Raw genomic sequence first — 3,443 nt, 5'->3', positions numbered from 1 at the left:
AGCGCCGATCCAGTAAGGGCTGGGGCCGGCGGCGCGACCTTCGCAGCTGCCGGCCACCGCATTTCGACCGGGGACAAGATAATGACCAACAAGCTGCCACTCCTGCTTTCGACCACCATGATGGTGGCGTTCGCTGCCCCTGCCTGGGCACAACCGGCGACCCCGCCGGCACCCGAACCGGCTCCGGCTGCCGAAGCGCCGCCGGAAGAAGAACCAGTTGACATTTCGATCCCCGGCGGCGGCGGCAGCGAAATCGTCGTCATCGGCCGTCGCATCCCCAACACCGTGCGGCTGAGCCGCGAAGTGGTGTCGGTGCTGAGCCAGGCCGACATCGCGCGTTCGGGTGAAGGCGACATCGCCGGCGCGCTGAAGCGCGTGACGGGCCTGTCGGTTGTTGGCGGCCGTTATGTCTATGTGCGTGGTCTGGGCGAGCGTTACTCGCTGGCGCTGCTGAACGGCCTGCCAATCCCGTCCCCGGATCCGCTGCGCCGCGTGGTGCCGCTCGATCTGTTCCCGACCTCGGTGCTGGCTTCGTCTGTTGTGCAGAAAAGCTATTCGGTCAATTTCCCCGGCGAATTCGGCGGCGGCGTCATCAACCTGACGACGCGGGCCGTGCCCAAGGAAGCCTTCTTCACGGTGGGCGGCAGCGTTGGTGCCAATACCGCCACCACCAGCCAGTTGGGTTATGTCTATGCGGGCGGCGGCAAGGACTGGACCGGCTATGACGACGGCACCCGCCGTCTGCCCACCGGCATTCAGGCCAACCAGAATGCCGGTAAGGCGCTGGCCGTGGGCGGCATTTTCTCGCTGCGCCAGTTGCAGGACATCACCGCAACCCTGGCCAACGCCGAAACCAACGTGATCCTCCGCAACGACAATATCCCGGTGAACTGGAGCGGCAACATGTCGGGCGGCCGCGCCTGGAACGTGGGTGACGCGCGCATTGGTTTCGTGTTTGCCGCCGGCCTGTCGAACGATTGGCAGACCAAGGCCGGCAAGCAGCAACTTTCCGGCGGCGCCGCGGTGGGCCAGGGCGGCACTCTGCAGCTCAAGCCGGATCAGGATTTCGACTTTGCCGCCACGGAATTCCGCAGCGTAGTCAACGGCCTGATCAGCATTGGTGCCGAATTCGGCGATCACAAGATCCGTTTCGCTAACGTCTATGTGAACGACACCATTAAGGAAGCCCGCATCCAGGTCGGCACCGACGACATCAACGTGGGTCGCGACGTGCTGCTGCAGCGCAACGCCACCGCGCAGTTCCGCCGCCAGCTGATCGACACGCAGTTCGTGGGCGAATTCAAGTTCGACGATCTCACCGTTGATCTGCGCGGCACCTATGCCAACTCCAAGCGTCTCGCCCCTTATGAGCGGTTCAACAACTATGCGTTCTCGGCGCAGTTCAAGGATTACGTGAACGATCTGCGGTCGCCGGGCCAATCCAGCCTGGTCGCCTTCAGCCGCCTGAACGAAGACGTGTGGGGCGGCGGCCTCGATCTGGGTTACAAGATCCGCGGCGGCCCGTTCCCGATCAAGCTCACCGCCGGCTATGCTTACAGCAAGGCCGATCGCGTGTCAGAACGCTTTGACTATCGCTATCAGTCCAACGCGGCGCTGCCCGGTGCCGTCAGCCAGCAGCGCCCTGATTTCCTGCTGTCGGACTACAACGTCTATACCTACGGCATCATCCTCAACACCATCTCCACGGTGGCGCCGCGCTATGATGCTGGCCTGACCGTGAATGCCGGCTATGGTCAGGTCGAGATCGAACCGACCGATGGCGTGCAGCTGGTGGCTGGCGTGCGCTATGAATCCGGCAAGCAGAACGTGACGCCGGCTGACGTGTTCAACGCCAACCGCGGTTCGGCCTTCAACACGCCCACCAACATCAGTGAGGATTATTGGCTGCCGGCGCTGACCGTCACCTGGAACTTCGCTGAAGACATGCAGCTGCGTTTTGCCGCGTCGAAGACCATCGCGCGTCCGCAGTTCCGCGAACTGGCGCCGCAGCCCTATTTCGACACCGAAAGCGACCGTTTGAGCTTCGGCAACCAGTTCCTGACCAATTCGCAGTTGATCAACGTGGAAGCCCGCTACGAATGGTATTTCGGTCGTGACGAACGGCTGGCCGTTGGCGGCTTCTTCAAGGATATTGACCAGCCGATCGATGCCATCGCCTTCGTGCAGGGCGGCACCTTTCAGACGACGTTTGCCAACGTGCCGAACGCCCGCCTGTATGGCGCCGAAATCGAAGCCCAGAAGTATTTCGACCTGTCGGGCTGGGGTGATCTCTTCGCCACCCGCCGCTTCTACATCTCGGCCAACTACACTTATACCGACAGCAAGCTGCGCGTTAAGGCGGGTGACACCACTCGCTTCCCGCTTTCGGGCGCGATCGTACCGGCAACCGACATCTTCAAGAGCGGCCTGCCGCTTACCGGCCAGTCGGATCATGTTGCCAACCTGTCATTCGGCTTCCAGGATGATGAAGGCCTGTCGGAACAGACCATCCTGCTGAACTATGCCAGCAACCGTGTTGCCTTCCGCGGCCCGTCAGGCCAGCCCGATCTGGTGGAAAAGCCCGGTATCCGTCTGGATGTCGTGGTGCGCCAGGGCATCAAGCTGTTCGGCAGCGAAGTGGAAGTGAAGCTGGAAGGCCGCAACCTGACCAACACACGTTATCAGGAATTCCAGCGCCTCAATGCCAGCCGCATCGACACCAACACTTATGTGCTGGGTCGCACTTTCCAGGCGAGCGTTTCCGCCAAGTTCTAACTTGAGTCCCCCGAAACTGCCGCCGGCGCCCTGTGCTCCGGCGGCTTTTTCGTGTCAGGTCACTGGCGAATAGCGGTCGTTCCTTAGATAACCGCCGGATGACGCCGGGGCTGATCGCGGAACCAGGCCGTGATGATATATTTGGTGCCGGCCCGCACCGGCATACCGGCATGCAGGGTGAAGGCGTTGGGCTGGCCATCGGGCAGGCGGTTGCACCAGGCCACCAGCTTGCCGGTTTCGGGCTGGATGGTCTTGTTCAGATGCTGGAAGCCGGTGGCGCCGCCAGCCTTGGGCTCGTTCAGATACACCATCATCGTCCAAGTGCGCTGGCCACCATCGGCGGTGTGCGGATAATAATCCAGGCCCGTCGGCTCGAAATAATCGGTGTGCATCTGGAACTGCTGGCCCACGGCATAACGCTGGCCCTGCAAGGCTTCGGCATGGGCGATGTTGAGCCCGGCATAATCGGCCAGCTGGCGATAGACCCGGCCCACCAGCGGATCATCGGCCGGCAGGTCAGCGGTTTCACTGGTGCGGAAATCACTGCCCGCGCCATAGGCATCGGTGATGGTGGATGGCCGGCGATGCACATCGATCAGGCTGATCAGCCCGGCGCAATCCGCCGCCGGCAGGAAGCCCTTGCGGATCACCATCTCCACTCGCTTGTC

The 3,443-nt window shown here is 62.5% G+C and carries 2 protein-coding genes; one reads left to right on the top strand and one right to left on the bottom strand.

Annotated elements, in window-relative coordinates; all coding sequences use genetic code 11:
- The first annotated feature begins 81 nt into the window (after nucleotides 1–81).
- Nucleotides 82–2,775, top strand: coding sequence for a TonB-dependent receptor domain-containing protein (locus tag Q7O19_RS13375; protein ID WP_303810981.1), 2,694 nt, complete (start codon nucleotides 82–84; stop codon nucleotides 2,773–2,775).
- A gap of 83 nt (nucleotides 2,776–2,858) precedes the next feature.
- Here the strand turns inward: Q7O19_RS13375 and Q7O19_RS13370 are convergent.
- A partial coding sequence (locus Q7O19_RS13370; protein ID WP_303810980.1) for a 2OG-Fe(II) oxygenase occupies nucleotides 2,859–3,443 on the bottom strand: 585 nt, incomplete at its 5' end.

Origin of the sequence: Sandarakinorhabdus limnophila DSM 17366 (assembly GCF_945882885.1) — a bacterium.
GTDB classification, from domain to species: Bacteria; Pseudomonadota; Alphaproteobacteria; order Sphingomonadales; family Sphingomonadaceae; genus Sandarakinorhabdus; species Sandarakinorhabdus limnophila_A.
The sequence above is the reverse complement of the archived record's forward strand: the minus strand, read 5'-3'. Positions and strand labels throughout refer to the sequence as shown.